Raw genomic sequence first — 596 nt, 5'->3', positions numbered from 1 at the left:
TCCTTCAGCGTCGGGGCGTAGCGTTCCATGAAGCGCTCGCCGTTCGCGTTGCGCAAAATGCCGCCTTCGCCGCGCACGCCTTCGGTGATCAGCACGCCCGCGCCCGCCACGCCGGTCGGGTGGAACTGCCAGAACTCCATGTCCTGCAGCGCGACGCCCGAGCGCGCCGCCATGCCGAGGCCGTCGCCGGTGTTGATGAACGCGTTCGTCGATGCCGCGAAGATCCGGCCTGCGCCGCCCGTCGCGAACAGCGTCGTCTTGCCTTCCATGATGTAGACGTCGCCCGTCTCCATCTCGAGAGCCGTCACGCCCAGCACGTCGCCGTCCGCGTCGCGGATCAGGTCCAGCGCCATCCATTCGACGAAGAACTGCGTCTTCGCCTCGACGTTCTGCTGGTACAGCGTGTGCAGCAGCGCGTGACCGGTGCGGTCCGCGGCCGCGCATGCGCGCTGCACCGGCTTCTCGCCGTAGTTCGCGGTGTGCCCGCCGAACGGGCGCTGGTAGATCGTGCCGTCCGCGTTACGGTCGAACGGCATCCCGAAGTGTTCGAGCTCGTACACGACGTTCGGCGCTTCGCGGCACATGAACTCGATCGC

General features: G+C 67.8%; 1 protein-coding gene. It reads right to left on the bottom strand.

From position 1 onward, the window contains the following. Positions 1-596, bottom strand: a 596-nt coding sequence (locus KDW55_RS29260; protein ID WP_212161901.1) for an FAD-binding protein, incomplete at both ends; no start/stop codon positions are given.

Source organism: Burkholderia sp. AU19243, assembly GCF_018148075.1.
GTDB lineage: Bacteria > Pseudomonadota > Gammaproteobacteria > Burkholderiales > Burkholderiaceae > Burkholderia > Burkholderia latens_A.
This window is presented reverse-complemented; position numbering and strand designations above follow the sequence as displayed.